At 42.6% G+C, this 17,787-nt stretch carries 16 protein-coding genes; 9 read left to right on the top strand and 7 right to left on the bottom strand.

Features of this window, described 5'->3' with window-relative positions:
- Positions 1-18: 18 nt before the first annotated feature.
- From yidC to rpmH, 4 genes are read right to left on the bottom strand one after another with little or no spacing between them, the layout of a single operon-like run.
- Complete coding sequence (yidC, locus tag AAFH98_RS05225) at positions 19-1,833, bottom strand: membrane protein insertase YidC (protein WP_342521637.1); 1,815 nt, start codon at positions 1,831-1,833, stop codon at positions 19-21.
- A gap of 19 nt (positions 1,834-1,852) precedes the next feature.
- The gene (gene yidD / locus AAFH98_RS05220) at positions 1,853-2,080 is read right to left on the bottom strand and encodes a membrane protein insertion efficiency factor YidD (protein WP_342521636.1); all 228 of its coding nucleotides are present in this window, start codon (positions 2,078-2,080) and stop codon (positions 1,853-1,855) included.
- The gene (locus AAFH98_RS05215) at positions 2,077-2,502 is read right to left on the bottom strand and encodes a ribonuclease P protein component (RefSeq protein WP_342521635.1); all 426 of its coding nucleotides are present in this window, start codon (positions 2,500-2,502) and stop codon (positions 2,077-2,079) included. The genes yidD and AAFH98_RS05215 overlap by 4 nt, the downstream gene beginning before the upstream one ends.
- Complete coding sequence (gene rpmH / locus AAFH98_RS05210) at positions 2,483-2,638, bottom strand: 50S ribosomal protein L34 (RefSeq protein WP_342521634.1); 156 nt, start codon at positions 2,636-2,638, stop codon at positions 2,483-2,485. The genes AAFH98_RS05215 and rpmH overlap by 20 nt, the downstream gene beginning before the upstream one ends.
- Positions 2,639-2,859: 221 nt before the next feature.
- Here rpmH and secA point away from each other — a divergent pair, with 221 nt between their 5' ends.
- The 9 genes from secA to AAFH98_RS05165 all read left to right on the top strand — a co-directional run bounded on the left by secA (position 2,860) and on the right by AAFH98_RS05165 (position 16,088).
- A complete protein-coding gene (gene secA / locus AAFH98_RS05205; RefSeq protein WP_342521633.1) occupies positions 2,860-6,258 on the top strand; it encodes a preprotein translocase subunit SecA in 3,399 nt (1,132 codons plus the stop codon).
- A 36-nt stretch (positions 6,259-6,294) separates the two neighbouring features.
- Positions 6,295-7,053 (top strand): polyphosphate--glucose phosphotransferase, encoded by a 759-nt coding sequence (gene ppgK, locus AAFH98_RS05200; RefSeq protein ID WP_342521632.1) that lies wholly within the window; start codon positions 6,295-6,297, stop codon positions 7,051-7,053.
- Between the two features lie 111 nt (positions 7,054-7,164).
- Complete coding sequence (locus tag AAFH98_RS05195; protein WP_342521631.1) at positions 7,165-9,255, top strand: S9 family peptidase; 2,091 nt, start codon at positions 7,165-7,167, stop codon at positions 9,253-9,255.
- A 75-nt stretch (positions 9,256-9,330) separates the two neighbouring features.
- Complete coding sequence (locus AAFH98_RS05190; protein ID WP_342521630.1) at positions 9,331-10,407, top strand: MBL fold metallo-hydrolase; 1,077 nt, start codon at positions 9,331-9,333, stop codon at positions 10,405-10,407.
- A gap of 33 nt (positions 10,408-10,440) precedes the next feature.
- Positions 10,441-10,932: a hypothetical protein gene (locus AAFH98_RS05185; protein ID WP_342521629.1), complete on the top strand. Its 492-nt coding sequence runs from the start codon at positions 10,441-10,443 to the stop codon at positions 10,930-10,932.
- A 113-nt stretch (positions 10,933-11,045) separates the two neighbouring features.
- The gene (gene dnaX, locus AAFH98_RS05180) at positions 11,046-12,998 is read left to right on the top strand and encodes a DNA polymerase III subunit gamma/tau (protein ID WP_342521628.1); all 1,953 of its coding nucleotides are present in this window, start codon (positions 11,046-11,048) and stop codon (positions 12,996-12,998) included.
- Positions 12,999-13,080: 82 nt separating this feature from the next.
- Positions 13,081-13,425: a YbaB/EbfC family nucleoid-associated protein gene (locus AAFH98_RS05175; RefSeq protein WP_342521627.1), complete on the top strand. Its 345-nt coding sequence runs from the start codon at positions 13,081-13,083 to the stop codon at positions 13,423-13,425.
- 83 nt (positions 13,426-13,508) lie between these two features.
- Complete coding sequence (recR, locus tag AAFH98_RS05170) at positions 13,509-14,117, top strand: recombination mediator RecR (RefSeq protein WP_342521626.1); 609 nt, start codon at positions 13,509-13,511, stop codon at positions 14,115-14,117.
- 78 nt (positions 14,118-14,195) lie between these two features.
- The gene (locus tag AAFH98_RS05165) at positions 14,196-16,088 is read left to right on the top strand and encodes a M1 family metallopeptidase (protein WP_342521625.1); all 1,893 of its coding nucleotides are present in this window, start codon (positions 14,196-14,198) and stop codon (positions 16,086-16,088) included.
- Between the two features lie 521 nt (positions 16,089-16,609).
- On the opposite strand, the gene AAFH98_RS15065 is transcribed toward AAFH98_RS05165, so the two are convergent.
- From AAFH98_RS15065 to AAFH98_RS05160, 3 genes are all read right to left on the bottom strand, one after another.
- Positions 16,610-16,768, bottom strand: coding sequence for a GIY-YIG nuclease family protein (locus tag AAFH98_RS15065; protein ID WP_407935488.1), 159 nt, complete (start codon positions 16,766-16,768; stop codon positions 16,610-16,612).
- Positions 16,768-16,926, bottom strand: a complete 159-nt coding sequence (locus AAFH98_RS15060; protein ID WP_407935478.1) for a GIY-YIG nuclease family protein — start codon at positions 16,924-16,926, stop codon at positions 16,768-16,770. Before AAFH98_RS15060 ends, AAFH98_RS15065 begins: the two co-directional genes overlap by 1 nt.
- Positions 16,927-17,190: 264 nt before the next feature.
- Complete coding sequence (locus AAFH98_RS05160) at positions 17,191-17,760, bottom strand: hypothetical protein (protein ID WP_342521624.1); 570 nt, start codon at positions 17,758-17,760, stop codon at positions 17,191-17,193.
- Between the last annotated feature and the right edge of the window lie 27 nt (positions 17,761-17,787).

Raw genomic sequence — 17,787 nt, 5'->3', positions numbered from 1 at the left:
TATGTAATACAGATCTTTTTATGCCTCTGCGGCTTCCTTCTCTTTGTCAAGCTGACGGTAAATAATCAGCTGTTGACCAATATTCATAACGTTGTAGATGAGATAATAAAGACTAAGCCCCGCTGCAAAGTTATTAAAGATAAACAGAAGCATAAACGGGAATATATATTGTAATGCCTTCATGTTTACGCCGCCGGTTGCTCCGCCGCCTCCGCCACCGGGTCCCATTCCCCCAGTAAGCTTACTCTGTACCATCATTGCTCCGGTCATTAATAGAACAAAACCAGCAATTTGATCTCCTAAAAAGGGCACACTAAACGGCAAACTTAAAATATAATCCGGTGCCGAAAGGTCCGCAGCCCATAAAAACTCCTGCTGACGAATAAGAATAGAATTCTGGAAAAAGCGCCAGAGCGTAACCAAAATAGGAAGCTGTAATAAGTTCGGCAGACAGCCTCCTAACGGATTGACCCCTTCTTCTTTATAAAGCTTCATCGTTGCTTTTTGCTGCTTCTCGGGATCATCCTCATACTTTTCCTTGATTTCCTGCATCTTGGGCTGCAGCTCTTTCATAGCAGCCATACTACGATAGCTCTTCTTGGTAAGCGGGTAAAGCACCAATTTAATCAGAATTGCAAAAAGGATAATGGCTAAACCGTATCCCATATAGTTATCAGCAAAACCAAAATATGGGATAATGAGATATTCCACGAGCGGATCAGAAATCCAGCTAATCCAACTGTATCCCGTATCGACCATCCCATAGGTGCTACCCTCATAGTCCTGCAAAGAGTAGTAAGACAGCGGACCTACATACATGTGATACGAAGCCTTCCCCTTATCGGAGAGATCGGTAGTTATAAATGATTGGTATCGGTGTTCTGTTGTTGAAAGATCGGTCTCCCCGCTTTGCTCTCCTACCAGACGAGCTCCCTGGGTGTTGTTGGATGTCTTCATGATCTGAGCAAAAAACTTCGACCGTGTCGACACCCAATCAATATTTCCATTATAGCTCTGCTCATTCCGGCCTGCTTCACTCAGCTTAAGCTCTTCCATCTCACCGCCGGTATATACATAAGCTTTCATATACATTGCTTCGGTCGTAGCGGGGTTTTTCTCCGTGAAATTTAGCGGCGACTTCCATCCAAAATCAACGGTACCGCCAATAATATCTCGTTCAAGCCCCTCAAATGCTACATCCAACGTTATCTCATGGGTATCCCCAAATAGGGTATACGTATATATGAGCCGTTTTTCGTCACTAATGTTGAGTGCATATTTAATCTCTTGCGTTTCGCCAGAGGCAATCGATAACGTATCGCCTTTGGTAATTTGCTCAAATACAAGTTCGTCGGTTTCTACATTATAATTTTCACTGGTCAAAAACCCGAGCGAATATGCCGATTCTGTTGTATCCTCAATCATCTGGACCGGCTTATGGTCCCAAGTCTCGTAATCTCTAAATAAAATTTTCGATGGTCCGCCCCCCACATTTGTAAACGTGGCACTATAAAGAGGAGAATTAACAACGATCTTTGAGGTATCACCCATGCTGGCTTCTGCAAACATTCCCATCTCGGGCTTATCATCGCGCTCTTCGGAAAGCTGCGGCGTTTGGGTATCTTGGCTGCCTTCCTCTTGCTCGGCCTGCTGGGCAACTCCTTGCTCTTGCTCCTGTGCCTGGGTATCAGCCTGCGCGGCAGCAATACTATCTTGACGGGCCTGTTCGGCCTGTCGTTGTTGCATTTCCTGTTCCGACGGCATGGAATAATAGGTCCATGCAACCATTACTAAAAAAATTAATATAAATCCTGTTACTGTATTACGATCCAAAAGAAATCCTCAGTCTGAATTATGAATTATTCTTAGGTTCCGGCACAGGGTCATGCCCCCCTTTACTCCAGGGATGACAACTGCCCACACGTTTGATTGTCAACCATACCCCTTTTATTGCACCATGCTTACGAAAAGCTTCAATACTATATTGGCTACAGGTGGGTTGGAAACGACAACTGCTGGGCATCCACGGAGAGATAATGAGTTGATATAAACGGACAAGTCCTATTAAAAGATACTTCATGAATGGCCGGGAGAGAGTTGATCTCGAACTTTGCTAAGCAAAGCAATAACATTTTTTTCTACATCGGCATACGTAGCATCAACTACTTTAGCCATAAATGCCCCGTGGAATGTTACCGAGGCACCGCTTACAGGCTTTGATAATATATGCTGATGGTGCCGATATGCTTCTTTAAGAAGCCGTTTCATATGATTTCGTTTATGAGCTTTACCCAAGCTTTTTTTAACAATAAATCCCATGAAACAACCGGAAGAATCCATATCCAAAATCTGAAACCGTAAATCCACAATTTGATTGCGAATCACCTGAGCCTCATTTTCAAAAAGACGTTTAAAATTCTTCCGGCCTCGCAGGATTTTATCCTTGGGTAAGCTCAAATCATCACCAGAGCCAGAAGATTGCTTACTTCGGCCCTTGGTCATCACTAATCGTTAAACGATGACGCCCTTTTTTGCGGCGCTTCTTCAATACTTTTCTTCCGTTCTTGCTGCTGTTACGCTTACGGAAACCATGCTTTGATTTGCGCTTCTTGCTGCTTGGTTGGTAAGTACGTTTCATTGTTACAGTGTCGATTTATGAAAATTCAATTCTTAGATAGACTCCTAAAATAAAAATAAATTTAGACAATAAGAACCCTAAATTATGGGTTACATTGTATACAGTGTCTCATAGGCTTATAACGCAAAAAATATTTGATAGCTGTTAAATAATTTGAACAGGCACTGCGTAAGCTGTAACTTTCACAGATCACAAAAATTGTACGAGACCAGTAATATTTTATGTTCGAAACATTCACGGAAACAGTTGGAGATGTTTTAACCTCCATTTTTGGTTCTAAAAGCGATCGCGACCTCAAAAAAATATGGCCTATCGTTGAAGAAGTAAATGAACATTACGATGGGATGCAGGAACTTTCTGATGAAGAATTAAAGCAAAAAACAGAAAACTTCCGTCAGAAAATACAGGACGCTACCAAAGAAATTAACGAAGACATACAGTCCTTAAAAGATACTCTCAACAGCGACGATGAGTTATCGGTAAATAAGCGACGACAACTGGCCGAAGAGTTGGAAGAGCTGGAACAAGAACAAACCGATACCATTGAAGCAGTTCTGAATGAAATTCTGCCCGAAGCTTTTGCTGTAATGAAAGATACCTGCCGTCGTTTCTTAGGCGAAAAATGGATGGTAGGTGGCAATATGAACGAATGGGGTATGGTTCCCTACGATGTGCAAATTGCTGGAGCCATTGCCATGCACCAGGGCAAGATTGCTGAAATGAAAACAGGTGAAGGTAAAACACTGGCTGCAATTATGCCTGCTTATCTCAATGCGTTGAGCGGACGTGGCGTGCACATTGTCACTGTCAACAACTACCTGGCTAAACGTGATGCCGAATGGAATGAACCGCTGTTTAATTTTCACGGCCTCGAAGTTGACTGTGTTGATCTTTATGAACCCAACTCTGAACAACGTCGTCAGGCTTACCGTGCAGATATTACCTACGGAACAAACAATGAATTCGGCTTTGATTATCTGCGTGATAACATGGTCGTCAACTCTGAGCAACTGGTACAACGCGATCATAACTTTGCCATTATTGATGAGATTGACTCAATTCTTATTGATGAGGCCCGAACTCCACTCATCATTTCTGGTCCGGTACCCGAAGATACCCAATCAGAAAAATATGAAGAACTAAAACCACGGGTTGAATCGCTGGTAAGTGCCCAGAAAAAGCTGGTTGCAAATCTTGTTAAAGAAGCACAAGATCATCTTGAAGAAGGGAATAGGGAAAAGGCAGGTCTTGCTTTATATCGAGCCCAACGTGGATTTCCAAAAAACAAGAAATTCCGCAAGATGATGCAGATCCCTGAAAACCAGAAGCTGGTTCAGGAGACAGAAGCCTTTTACCTGCAAGATAATGCCCGTCGGTTGCCTGAAGTCGATAAAGTGCTCTACTATTCGGTGGATATGAAGATGAATAACATCGAGATGACGGAAAAGGGACAAGATTTTATAACCCAGGCAGATGAGGATAAGGAATTTTTCGTAATTCCTGACCTTGGTACAGAAACCACTGATCTTGATGAAGAAATAGATAAACTTCGTGAAGAAAAGATTCAGGAGATCAAAAATAATGACGAGTGGAGCGAAGAATACAAAGAAGAAAAAATTGAGGAAGCCAAGCAGGAAGTCTCTCAAGAGCGTGAAAAACGACTAAACGAAATACACCGCTTGTTTGCTGAACGCAGCGACCGTATCCACACGGTAAACCAACTGCTCAAAGCCTATACCCTGTTTGAACGTGAAGAAGAATACATCGTGCAGGATGGCAAGGTGCAAATTGTGGACGAACATACTGGACGTGTACTTTCCGGGCGACGCTATTCTGACGGACTACACCAGGCTATCGAGGCGAAAGAAAATGTAAGCGTTGAAGCAGCCACTCAAACGTATGCAACCATTACCCTCCAGAACTACTTTCGTATGTATAATAAGCTGTCGGGTATGACCGGTACAGCTGCTACGGAGGAAGGTGAATTCAATGAAATTTATGATCTTGATGTTGTTATCATTCCCACCAATGAACCGGTAATTCGGGATGATAAAGAAGATTTAGTTTTCCGTACTAAACGCGAAAAATATAATGCAGCTATTGAACGCATCCGGGAATATCACGAATCTAAACAGCCGGTGCTCGTCGGTACTACCAGCGTGGACGTTTCGGAAACCATCAGCCGCATGCTCAAACGCGAAGGTATTCCGCATAATGTGTTGAATGCAAAGCATCACGCTAAAGAAAGTGAAATTGTAGAAAATGCGGGTCAGCCGGGGGCCGTAACCGTTGCTACCAACATGGCTGGTCGTGGTACAGATATTAAGCTGGCGCCGGGTGTTAAGGAACGAGGTGGACTGGCTATTTTAGGTACTGAACGCCACGAATCGCGACGAATTGACTTGCAGCTGCGTGGTCGTTCGGGTCGTCAGGGTGACCCCGGGGAATCACAATTTTTTGTTTCTCTTGAAGATGACTTAATGCAGCTTTTTGGGTCAGACCGAGTGGCAAATGTCATGGAACGCCTCAACTTTGAAGAGGGGGAACCCATTACTCACTCTTGGATTACAAAATCACTGGAACGGGCCCAAAGCAAAGTAGAGCAAAATAATTTCAGCATTCGAAAGAAACAGCTGGAATATGATGACGTACTTAACAACCAGCGAGAAGTTATTTACAAACGACGTAAACACGCCTTGGGTGGTGAAGAACTTCGCAGCGATATTTATGACATGCTCGAAGATCTGGTCCAAAGTGTTGTAGATGAACATTATCCACAGGGAGAACTTGATGAACTACGTGATACCATCCTTCGATTCTTGGCCGTAGATATCCAGCTTGACCGCGAGGAAATGGGACAAATGGGACCCGATGTGCTCATTGATCACATCATTGAGCGGGCTTACGAGGTATATCGCCAGAAGGAAGAGATGATCTCCAAGCCGTTGTACCAGGTTATCAAAAATATCAAACAGTCTGATGCCGAGGACAAACCATCCAAAGTACAGGTTATCTTTACCGATGGCATCCGTCGCATGCGCGTAGTGGTTGATGTTGATAAAGCATATGAAAACGAAGGCAAAGAAGTTGCCCGTGCCCTTGAACGAACAGCCGTGCTCTCTACAATCGACAGTAAATGGATGGACCACTTGCGTGAACTTGATTCGGTTAAAGAAGGTATTGGCTTACGAGCCTATGGACAGAAAGATCCATTGCTCGAATACAAGAAAGAGGCGTTTGAGATGTTTAAACAGCTTCTTGATGAGATCAACCAAGATGCCATCTCGTTAATCTGGAAAGCAATACCAGAAATGCAGGCCGACCAAGAAAAAATGAAACAGGCCCCCGAAGAACGTGCTAAGGTTGATATGAACCGCGCCAAAACACAGCATTCTGATGCTACCAACATGGGCTTTAAGTCAGGCGGCGGAGCACAACAAAACGGCAATCAACAACAACGTAGTGATCAAAAACCGCAGCCGGTAACTGTTGAAGAAGAACCCGGCCGCAACGATTATGTGAAAATCCAGAACATGAACAGTGGCGAAGTCATTGACATCAAATGGAAAAAAGCCAAGCGCATGATTGACGACGAAGGTTGGGTACTTATTGAAAAATAACAGTCAGCCAGTGCCCTGCATAAACCACTAACAGATATGGAAATCTTAGGCATTGATATCGGCAGTTATGGGATAAAGGGTTGTATTGTTGATACCGATAAAGGCGAAATTATTTCTGAGCGAAAAAGTACCCCGCCCCTTGATGATACCACCCCCCATAAGATTCTTGCAAAGATGCACCACATTGTACGCAATGAATTCAATTGGGATGGTCCGATCGGTTGCGCATTTCCCGCTCCTGTCACAAAGGGTATTGTACTTTCTGCCAAACGCATAGATGATTCCTGGATAGATGCTGATGCTGAGCAACTATTCTCTGAAATCACTGATAATGAAGTGTCCGTTATCAATGATACCGATGCCACGGGATTAGCAGAAATGTATTTTGGTGCTGGCCAACATCAGGATGGACTGACAATTGTATTAACGGTAGGCACCGGCATTGGCTCCTCCCTCTTTATGGATGGCAGGTTGATGCCTAATTCCGAATTGGGCTTGTTAGAAATCCAAGGTCTTACTATTGAAGAACGAGCATCAAATAAATCTCGTAAAGAAGAAGGCATTGGCAAAAAAGAATGGGCTAAACGCCTGCAATTAGTGTTGGAACATTTGGAAAAAATCTTACACCCCAATCTTTTCATTTTAGGTGGACAGCTAAGCCGAAAAGCAAACAAAACGTTCCCCTACATTAAAATTAATACTACCTTTAAAGCAGCCAGTTTTTTAAATGATGCCAGCATTGTTGGGGCTGCAATGATCGCTTCGAAGAAGAAAGGAGCATTCTACTATCGTTAACTTTCCAATCTGAGTTTAACAATTTTCGTAAAATTGTGTTGCAGATTTTGCCCATCTCATAAAACCTTTCTTTATTGTCGTTCAGCAACCAAATAATCAGTTAAGCTTTCTATGCGATCATTTCTCAAAATTTGCCTATTATTTCTTTTCATCCCAATGTTAGCTCACGGGCAGTCCGGTGTTGACACCCTGAGTCTCGAAAGTATTTTTTATGATCCCCTGCTGGCTGGAAATCGGCCAGATATTGTATCTTTTTCCCCCAATGGATCTCATATCTACTATCAAGCCAATGATTCTTCGATGACGGAAGAAGAACTTTTTCAACGTCCTGTAAAAGGTGGAGAACAAACACTTGTTGCTGATAAAGTAGAACAAAATTTTAGCGTATCACCGGATCGAAAAAAGTTATTCTATCTCGACGAAGGGGACATCTGGATTGCCAATATCGATTTTAGCAATAAAAGAAAGCTGGTTGACACCCAGAGCTCAGAGTATGGAGCCGAATGGAGTCCTGACAGTGACCGAATTGCATATGTTCAAGAAGGTGACATTTATATTATTGATATAAACAACTCCAAACTTACCCAGGTTACTAACAAAGACGAGGATGAAACGGGATACAGCATTGAAGGATGGGCTGGCAATCATAAACTTGTACTATCACAGTATGATACTTCTGGTTACGAGGAGTACTACTTTCCTGAATATGCTGGAAAATACGTAGAACCAGGTGCAACCCGTCGCGGTATTGCCCGACGTGTGATTTCTATAGCAGATCTCAAAAAGGGAGAAATTACTCAATTGTTGGAGAAAAAGGGATATGTTGACACCGAAATTAGCACTGATGGCTTGTATCTGGCCACCGATATTACTGGCGCTCCCATGAAAAAACGTGACGTCAAGGTTTTTAACCTTGAATCAAACAAGCCAACCACTGTTTTTGAAGATTCTACCGATGGATGGCTTTATGACACTGAAATTGCTTTCGCTCCATCCGGAAATAAGTTGATGATACATTCCGAGAAGGATGGATGGAATCATATTTATACGGTCAATCCTGACGGATCGCAATTACATCAACATACGAAAGGGGCATTTGAAGTCCCCTGGGCGGAGTGGCTCAATGGTGCTGAAATTATTTATGCGTCTACCGAAGTCGATCCGGGTGAACGTCATGTTTATCGCATGGACATTGACAAAAACCAAACTGAGAAGTTGACAACCGAAACAGGTTTTCGACAAAATTTCGAGCTCAGTGACGATAAAAGCCATGTCGTTTATCAGTACAGTTATTTTAATGAACCATTTGAACTGTATAGCCTAAATTTGACGAACAACAAAGACGAAAAACGCTTAACACAAACGATCCCTGATCAGTTTTCGCAAGTGGACTGGCAAAAAGAAGATTACATTCGATTTACAGCCCGCGATGGTGAAACAAAGTTATCCATGTCGATTCTGGAACCCATCAACAAAACACAAAACTCTGAGCACCCAGTCGTTGTATTTGTTCATGGAGCCGGCTCTCTGCAAAATGTATACAAGGGATGGTCCAACAATTACTACCGCGAATATATGTTTCATCAATATCTAACGGCAAAAGGGTACTACGTCATAGAGGTGGATTATCGTCACAGTACCGGCTATGGGCGTGAGTTCCGTGAAGATGTTACCGATTGGATGGGAAAGTATGAAACACGGGATATTATTGACGGCATTGATTACCTGGCCGAACATTATGAACAGGCCGACACCTCTCGCGTCGGTATTTACGGTGGTAGTTACGGTGGGTTTATGGCCCTTTATGCGACCAGTGTAGCGCCCAATTATTTTGATGCCGCTGCTGCATTGCGCGCCGTAACAAACTGGGAGAATTATTATCATACTAATCCGTGGTACACCCAACCTCGCTTGGGTACCCCCGAAGCCGACTCTGTAAATTTTGCCCGAAGCTCTCCCATCACATATGTCGAAGAGTTAGAAGATCCAGTTCTTATTTTACATGGACTTACCGACAACAATGTGGGGTTCCAGGATGCAGCACAGTATATAGAAGAACTCATCCAAACCGGTAACAAAGAGTTCGACATGATGATGTATCCTACTGAACGTCACAGCTTTCAAGATCCCGACGCATGGTACGATGAGTACTCCCGAATTTTTGACTTCTTTAATAAAAATCTAAAAAGTGAAGATTCTTAATTCATACGAAACAAATCGGCAGTTGGCTTGTTGTAACTATTCCTATCTCATGATTAAAAACACCTTGTAATAGAAATGATTTGGATCCTGGCTGCTGTGGGTTTCTTTGTTGCCGCATTATTTGTTGCGGATCAGTTACTTGCTGCCCCAAAATACGTTGAAAATAACTCTGACCATTTTGACGGCAAAAAATTTGTCAATCCCGATGATGCCGGAACGCATCATTATGGTGAAGTCCTTAAATGGTGGCTTGGAGGAAATAACAAGGGGCCGTGGAAAACGTATCGCAAAAAAGATCTACCTAACTTTTCTCCTCCGCCTCAATCTGTAAACGAACGGGAATATCGTATTACCTTTATCAATCATGCCACCTTTTTAATACAAATAGGCAACCAAAATATTTTAACAGATCCCGTTTGGAGTTTTCGTGCCAGTCCCTACCAGTGGATAGGTCCCAAACGAAAACGACCAGCCGGCATTGATTTTGATGATCTTCCTCATATTGATACGGTGTTAGTAAGTCACAATCATTACGACCACTTAGATATTGATGCTGCGAAGCGTCTGCGAAACAAATGCGACCCGCAATTTATCGTACCCCTGGGGGTAGAACGTTATCTACATAGCCAAGGTATTGACAACACTCTCCGTATGGATTGGTGGGATAAATATGGACTGGGCAACGAAATCAAACTAACAGCCGTGCCCGCCCGACATTTCTCAGGCCGTGGTCTTTTTGATCGCAATAAAACGCTCTGGTGCGGATATGTTTTGGAAAGTCCTTCGGGCAATATTTACTTCGCAGGTGATACCGGCTATGGAGATTTTTTCAAAGAAATCCGCCAACAATTCAACTCTATAGATACCGCTATCCTTCCTATTGGTGCCTACAAGCCACGTTGGTTTATGGAAGCAATACACATGTCGCCCGAGGAAGCTGTAATGGCACACCAAGATCTCAATCCAACCAACAGTATCGGCATGCATTTTGGGACGTTCCCGATGGCAGATGATGGCATGCATGAACCCATTAACGACCTCAAAAAAGCTCTTACACAAGAGAACATATCAAGCAAAAAGTTTCAAACTCTGCAACATGGTGAGTCTCATCATCACAAATTAGAACATTCGATAATGAATGACGTTGCATAACTACCCAAAAAGTATTATCTAAATAATGTATTAATGCTATTTAAGGTAGTTCTTTTGTCTGGTATGAAAAATGTTGCCATCGGTATTATACTCATCATAACTACGTGGGGATGCCAACAATTTCCATCCCCCTTTACCAGCAGTGAATCGGGTATTTATTTTCATACTGATCAATCATCCTACTCCCTATCTGCAGATGGTACAATCACCCTTTCGATTGAAAACAATACCGACACTAAATACTATATTACCGAGCCAAGCCATAACCTTACTATTGCTACAAAATCTAATGGTAACTGGACGAATCTCGGCTCGTGGTACTTTACAGCTGCAGTCGTACCCGAACCCATTCCGTTGGGATCAGATAATACCTTCCCAAGAGATGTTGCAATTAATGCTATTCAAGATATGGTCTCCCTTGATGAAGGACAGTATCGGTTTGAGTATATTTTATACCTGGATGAAGAAGCAGATTCAGATAGCAAAAAAGTAATCCATACCAACAGCTTTACCCTCCAACCGTAAATACCCCTTCAAAACCACTTATCCCGTCGAAATTACACTGCGAAATGGGCTTCATTTTTTGTAGATTTATCCGTTGTTTAAAGCAATAACCAATAGGTGAACAAGAGCCTCTGATGTCTGATAACTATCGCGCGTTAACACGTACCTACCGCCCTACTTCTTTTGATGATATTGTATCACAGAAGCATGTTAGCAGTACGCTAAAAAATGCCATCAAAAAAAGTCGTTTGGCTCACGCGTATATGTTTTGCGGTCCGCGTGGAGTTGGAAAAACCACAATGGCCCGTGTATTAGCACGAACGGTTAATGAAATTGATCGAGATGTTGATGGGGAATCACTGAATCAGACACTCAACGTTGTTGAAATTGATGCTGCTTCTAACAACAGCGTAGATGATATTCGCGACCTGCGCGAACGCGTCCGTATTCCGCCACAAAACGGTCGCTATAAGATTTATATTATTGACGAGGTTCACATGCTCAGCAAATCGGCGTTTAATGCCCTGCTGAAAACATTGGAAGAGCCTCCCGATCATGTCATTTTTATTTTTGCGACGACCGAGCCGCACAAAGTATTGCCTACTATTTTGTCGCGTGTCCAACGGTTCGATTTTAAACGTATTAGCGTAGACCAAATCGTAGAACGCCTTGCCAACGTAGCTGAAAATGAAGGCATTCGTATTGATGAAGAATCGCTACACGTAATCGCTAAGAAAGCCGATGGAGCTCTGCGTGATGCTCTTGGATTGATGGATCAAGCTATCGCCTTTTGTGGAAACAACATTGAACACGAGGAACTACTACGTGCACTTAATGTAGTGAGCACCGAGCGCATGTTCGACTTTATGAATGCCGTGGAAGCACAGGATTCCAGTCGCGGCCTCGAACTTATCAACGACTTGCTCCAAGAGGGATACGACATCCAGGAATACTTAGTAGGATTAACCGAACACTTGCGCAATTTATATGTTGCTAAAAGTTCCGAGCAAATGCACTTGGTAGAAGCATCACCTGATACCAAAAAACGATATCGGGAATCGTCAAAAGCATTTTCTGAGGATGACCTGATGCGGATGCTCCATATTGTAAGTGAAGCCCAATACAAGATTAAGGAAGCCCATCAGCCCAAAATTCAGTTTGAGATTACGCTTCTAAAACTCATCCATATGGAGCGGTCGCAAAAACTGAACACCCTGCTTACAGAGTTAGAGGGGTTAAAAAAAAAGCTAAATAATTCGGAGCTTCCTGCCTCTGATACGCAAGAATCTGCTAAGCAAGAACTCGATTCGGAAATTAAATCTCCGCCGGCCTCCGAGCAAAAAACCGAAGAGCCTGTACCCAATACGAAGCCTCCAAACCAAAAAGGCAAAGCGGAGGCTTCCCAATCACCCGAGCAACCAACCCATCCCCAAAAACAAACAGAACCTGATACAAGTACAACACCGGCTAAGAATACTAATGGGCAGCAGACACCACAGGAAAAGCCAAAATCTAAGCAAAAAGTAGCAGATACTGCTGCCAGTGAAAGCGAAAAGGAGGATTCCCAAAAAGATGATGAATTTGATAATCTGTTTGGGACATCATCGCTGGAAAAACCTGAACCAGACGCTCCCCAACCAAATTCTGCTCCTGAACCTCAGGAATCCCAACAAACCGAAACTACCACTGTTCAAAAACGGGCGCCCAAAGACGTAACGTTACAAGAAATCAACGATTGCTGGGAGGATTATCTGGGAAGTCTGCGACATCATGTACCTCATTTATTGTATTTGCAAATGCAGCGTGTTGATGCTGTTGAACTAAAAAACGGAGATTTAAAACTTCGTGCGACGGATGAGTTCGCTAAAAAAATTGTGGACGAAAACAAACGGCGCCTCGGCAAGTTTTTAGAGGATGAAATTGGAGCTTTTCTCAGCTTTTCGTGCTTTGTTAAAAAGCAGGAGAAAAACTCCGAGGATTCTATGAGTCCGTATGAGCGATTTAAGAAGCTTCAGGAACGTGATCCTACCATAAAGAAATTAGTTGAACTCTTTGGAGCCGAACTTGATTATAATTTAAATCAGTAAGTAAAGACTCTTATCTTTATACAATCGTTGAATGATTGTTATTGTATGATACAACCAAATTTTAAACACTTAAACTTTTAGTATGATGAACAATATGGCCAATATGTTCGGAAAGTTTTCCGAGCTGCAAGAAAAAGTAGAAGAAGCCAAGCAGGAACTGGCGAAATTAGAAGTGGAAGCTGAAGCCGGCGGTGGCATGGTAAAAGTTAAAGCAAACGGTAAACGTCAAATTTTGAGCATCAAGTTAGACAAAGATGTTATTGATCCGGAAGATGCTGAAATGATGGAAGACTTGGTAGTCGCCGGCGTTAATAAGGCACTCGAAAAAGCGGAAGAAGCCGCCCAGGAACGTATGCAGGAAACCTATAAGGATATTCTGCCCGGTGGCGGTATTCCCGGTATGGACCTTGGCAAACTGGGGCTTTAATCGAATTTTGAATGTTAGATGATGAATTTTGAATTAATTGGTTGATTATTCAGAATTCAACATTCAAAATTTAACACTATCCTATGGAAGGAACTTCGGAAATACTGGAGCAAGCAATCGAAGAGTTGGCTAAGCTCCCGGGGACGGGACGGAAATCAGCCAGACGCATTGCCCTCTATCTACTTAAACAAAATGATGAGTCAGTTATCAAGCTGGCTGAAGCGCTGGTTAGCCTCAAAAAATCTATTACACGCTGCTCAACATGCGGAGTTATCAGCGATGGTGACCCTTGTTCTATTTGTCAAAATGCAAAGCGTCAAACGGGACAGATCTGTGTCGTTGAGGAATCGCAAGATGTGTTTCTCATCGAAAAAACGAATGAATTTCGTGGTCGCTACCACGTACTTGGCGGCGTTATCTCTCCCCTTGATAATATTGGCCCCGATGACGTTCGTATTAAGCAATTAATGCAGCGCATTAATGATGAGGATGAAGAAATCAATGAAATCATTCTGGCCCTTAATCCTGATTCAGAAGGCGAAGCCACTTCGTACTACATCAACAAGCTGCTTAAGCCCTTTGATGAGGTTGAAGTGACGCGCATTGCTTATGGCATTCCCATGGGTACCGAGCTCGAATTTATCGACGAAGCTACCCTCGGACGTGCGTTTGCCAGCCGTAATACTTTTTAGGAACAAACATCTTGATCTAAACTCGAAGCTTGATCACTTTTCCATTTTGTTATCAAATATTTAACCAATAACTATATTATGAAATTACAACATCTACTTTTACCGCTACTTTTTTTGGGGATTTCATTTTCTGCCCAAGCCCAGGACGAAAATTACTGGCAGCAAAAGGTGGAATATGAGATGGATATTGATGTGGATGTCGAAAACCATCAGTTTACCGGTACCCAAAAGTTGACGTATCACAACAATTCTCCCGATACGCTGCACCGGGTATTCTACCACCTGTATTTTAATGCCTTTCAACCGAATAGCATGATGGATGTCCGTTCGCGAACTATCGAAGATCCCGACAGCCGGGTGCGTGATCGCATTCAAAAGTTGCCGGACGATGAAATTGGCTACCATCATATTAACAGCCTTGCACAAGATGGTGATGCTGTGCAGTATACGGTAGATGGCACGATCATGGAGGTTACCCTTAACGATCCTATAGCACCCGGTGAAACTGCTGTTTTTGACATGGAGTTTGAGAGTCAGGTTCCACGACAAATTCGACGCAGTGGCTGGATGAATAAAGAAGGTGTTGAGTTTTCGATGAGTCAATGGTATCCCAAACTTTCGGAGTATGATGAGGATGGATGGCATCCCAATCCATATATCGGGCGTGAATTTCACGGTGTGTGGGGCAGCTTTGATGTAAAAATTGCTATCGACAGCTCGTACGTGATGGGATCAACCGGATATCTGCAAAATCCCGAGGAAATTGGACACGGTTATGCTGATGACTACGACCGTCCCGATTCCGAAAAACTAACGTGGCACTGGAAAGCGGATAACGTACACGACTTTATGTGGGGTGCTGATCCGGATTTTACGCATACCAAAGCTGAACTTTCCAATGGAACTAAGCTCCATTTCTTCTACCAACAAGATACGGTAGCTGTTAATGCTGACCGATACTCACAAGAGCAGCTACGCCAAAACTGGGAACGTCTACCAGAGTATGCAGTGCAAGCTTTTGAATATATGAACGAGCACTTTGGGAAGTATCCCTATGATAAGTACTCTTTTATTCAGGGGGGCGACGGCGGCATGGAATATCCCATGGGCACGCTCATTACGGGTAATCGTTCGTTTGGCAGCTTAGTAGGCGTATCGGTTCACGAGCTTATTCATGCCTGGTATCAAGGCGTTTTGGCAAATAACGAAAGCCGCTATCCTTGGTTTGATGAAGGATTTACAACCTATGCCTCTTCAATAGTCATGGATCAGTTATTCAATGGTGGACAAGGAAAAAATCTGCACGAACGCTCCTATCAATCGTATTACAGTATTATTGAAGATGGTAAACAAGAAGCGCTCGACACCCATGCCGATCACTTCCATACAAACCGCGCTTACGGAACGGCTTCCTATTCAACCGGTGCGATATTCTTAAATCAACTGCGCTATATTATTGGCGGTGAGACTTTTGATCAGGGTATGAAAACCTTTTTCAATGAGTGGAAGTTTAAACACCCTGATGGGCGGGATTTTCTGCGCGTGATGGAGGAAGAGTCTGATATGGTGCTCGATTGGTATTACCAATATTTCATCGAGAGCACCAAGCATATCGATTATGGCATCAACTCGGTTTTAGGTGTTGAAGGATCGACTTATGTAACGCTAAAGCGTGAGGACTTAATGCCCATGCCTATTGACTTAATGGTTACGTATCAGGATGGAAGCAAGGAGCAGTTTTACATTCCAATGCGCATTATGCAGAATGAAAAACCGAATGAAAATCCGGATACCCCACGTACTATCAAAAGGGATTGGCCGTGGGTGAATCCAACGTATACAGTAGAAATTGAGCGTTCTCCAAGTGAAATTCAAAAGATTGAGATCGATCCTACAAAACGAATGGCTGATATCAATCGTGATAACAATGTTATTGAGATGGATGAGTATTTGAATCCCATCCAAAACTGATACCAATCATTCATAAACTATTAAAGCCCGGATTTATCGATCCGGGCTTTTTTATTGATGGTATATATTTTCTTTATACCTCATCTCTAACACACGTGAAAGGTCTTTGTTAGCATGACAAACAAGTAACCTAATTAGACCATAGGCATGATCTAATAAAAACATAAGCATATTTTTCCCAAATCATGCCTATCTTTTATTCAAAACATGCGCATCTTTTTGAATACTAATCATTTTCCGGGTTATGACAGCTTAGAATAAATAAAATGAAGCTTTTTAGAATCCAATCATTTCATCATCTCGAGCATAAGTAAAAGACCTTTTCTTCAGAGCTTGCCCCACTTCTGAAACACAAATTTCTCATTCCCCTTTGCTACACTCCAAGTGACAGCTATATTACTGATTATAAATTAATATCAAACATTTCTCATCTCGACCGCAGAAAGAGATCTTTGTTGTTACAAATTAATAAGTGAAAGCAAAACAAGGATTTCTCGCTCACGCTCGAAATGACCTGAAAATTAAATCCTTCCAACTCGGAAATCATCTTTATAATTAAGGAACTCCCACTCAGGGTTAACTTCATTAATCAATTTTTCTTTTTTCTCGCGGCGCCATTTCTTTAATTCTTTCTCTCGTTCTATGGCTTCTTGAGCTGTTTTATACGCTTCGTAATAAATCAGCTTATAGCAATAGTAGCGTCCGGCAAATGTTTTGCGGTCTCCCCTTCTCCCCTGTTTTTCTCATGATCTTTAAGCCGCTCAGCAAGGTCATTCGTTATTCCAATATATAACGTTGTTCTTCCGGGGTTAATCGTAATATAAACGTAATAAGGCATTCTGCCTCTTGTGAATTGAAGTATAGACAGTAAGATCAAAGAGAAGCTGAATCCTTACACATTTATTCAAAATAACTAAGATTTCTCATTTACACTCGAAATGACAACTCAAAAAAGTAATGGAACTCATAACTTAACTGTCATCTCGACCGCAGGGAGAGATCTTTGTTTTAAGTGAAGGTTGAAAACAGAACATAGATTTATCTCTACGCTCCGTTCGAAATCACTACGGGGTGATGGCTTAAACTGGTAAGAAAGAAGACCCTAAAACAGATTGGCTTGCTCGCTATCTTCTTTGGGCGCTCTTTCTATCTTCGGATTCGCAATCTCTCCCTGCTCAACTTTGAGCATATTCGGCTTAAACTTTTTGCCATAAATTTTCTTGGCAATGCCCTGTAACGCCTTTTCACCACGAGGTGTAATAAGCAGGCGCTCATGATCATCCAGCGACAAAAAGCCAAACTCTTTGAGATCATTCACAATCATATAAGCAAGCTTGCTTACGGCACCACAATTTTGCTCTACATAATCGCGCCGAGGGGGTTGATCATCTGCAGCATATACCAAGCCAAGGACATTCATTTCAACTTCGGTAAGTGGAAAGCCCTCCGAACTTCGACTTAAAGTGTCATTCCAAGCATCTTGACTATAATACCGGCCAAACCACCATTTTCCCTCTTTGATGAGCCTATTAGTAACAGTACATGCAAAGTATTCCCCGGGCTTGGCCTTCTTGGGGATGCCCCGATCACGGTACATCGAAACCAACGTAGCCAAATCCAACTCGTGTAAATTGGGCGGATAACTAAAGTATGTATCTGACTGTTTTTCCATGACGCATCAAGTTAGAAAACTGGACGT

It is taken from the genome of Fodinibius sp. Rm-B-1B1-1 (assembly GCF_038594945.1).
Classification (GTDB): domain Bacteria; phylum Bacteroidota; class Rhodothermia; order Balneolales; family Balneolaceae; genus Fodinibius; species Fodinibius alkaliphilus.
Note: the sequence above shows the minus strand (reverse complement) of the source record. Positions and strands in the feature narration are given on the sequence as shown.

Bases quoted from the DNA above. Each gene is read 5' to 3' on its own strand.
- recR (WP_342521626.1), top strand. From the start codon at position 13,509: ATGGAAGGAACTTCGGAAATACTGGAGCAAGCAATCGAAGAGTTGGCT.
- AAFH98_RS05215 (WP_342521635.1), bottom strand. From the start codon at position 2,502: ATGACCAAGGGCCGAAGTAAGCAATCTTCTGGCTCTGGTGATGATTTG.
- yidD (WP_342521636.1), bottom strand. From the start codon at position 2,080: ATGAAGTATCTTTTAATAGGACTTGTCCGTTTATATCAACTCATTATC.
- AAFH98_RS05175 (WP_342521627.1), top strand. From the start codon at position 13,081: ATGATGAACAATATGGCCAATATGTTCGGAAAGTTTTCCGAGCTGCAA.
- dnaX (WP_342521628.1), top strand. From the start codon at position 11,046: ATGTCTGATAACTATCGCGCGTTAACACGTACCTACCGCCCTACTTCT.
- secA (WP_342521633.1), top strand. From the start codon at position 2,860: ATGTTCGAAACATTCACGGAAACAGTTGGAGATGTTTTAACCTCCATT.
- AAFH98_RS15060 (WP_407935478.1), bottom strand. From the start codon at position 16,926: ATGCCTTATTACGTTTATATTACGATTAACCCCGGAAGAACAACGTTA.
- AAFH98_RS05195 (WP_342521631.1), top strand. From the start codon at position 7,165: ATGCGATCATTTCTCAAAATTTGCCTATTATTTCTTTTCATCCCAATG.
- AAFH98_RS05165 (WP_342521625.1), top strand. From the start codon at position 14,196: ATGAAATTACAACATCTACTTTTACCGCTACTTTTTTTGGGGATTTCA.
- rpmH (WP_342521634.1), bottom strand. From the start codon at position 2,638: ATGAAACGTACTTACCAACCAAGCAGCAAGAAGCGCAAATCAAAGCAT.
- ppgK (WP_342521632.1), top strand. From the start codon at position 6,295: ATGGAAATCTTAGGCATTGATATCGGCAGTTATGGGATAAAGGGTTGT.
- AAFH98_RS05190 (WP_342521630.1), top strand. From the start codon at position 9,331: ATGATTTGGATCCTGGCTGCTGTGGGTTTCTTTGTTGCCGCATTATTT.
- AAFH98_RS05185 (WP_342521629.1), top strand. From the start codon at position 10,441: ATGCTATTTAAGGTAGTTCTTTTGTCTGGTATGAAAAATGTTGCCATC.
- AAFH98_RS05160 (WP_342521624.1), bottom strand. From the start codon at position 17,760: ATGGAAAAACAGTCAGATACATACTTTAGTTATCCGCCCAATTTACAC.